Raw genomic sequence first — 255 nt, forward strand, 5'->3', positions numbered from 1 at the left:
GGACGTAGAGTTTCATCAAGCTCCAACAATGCACGGGTAATACCGTGACGAATTGCACCTGCTTGGCCAGTGATACCACCGCCCTTTACAGTGACATAGATGTCTAGTTTATCAGTCATTTCAACTAGCTCTAGTGGTTGACGAACAACCATACGAGCAGTTTCACGACCAAAATACTGATCTAGTGGAAGTTGATTGACAACGATGTTGCCAGTTCCTGCTTTCGCGAATACGCGTGCAGTAGATGTTTTGCGA

General features: G+C 45.9%; 1 protein-coding gene. It reads right to left on the bottom strand.

What is annotated here, in order from left to right:
• Positions 1-255, bottom strand: a 255-nt coding sequence (locus MTCD1_RS19710; RefSeq protein ID WP_088569020.1) for a 30S ribosomal protein S9, incomplete at both ends; no start/stop codon positions are given.

Origin of the sequence: Colwellia marinimaniae (assembly GCF_002207865.1) — a bacterium.
Taxonomy (GTDB): Bacteria; Pseudomonadota; Gammaproteobacteria; order Enterobacterales; family Alteromonadaceae; genus Colwellia; species Colwellia marinimaniae.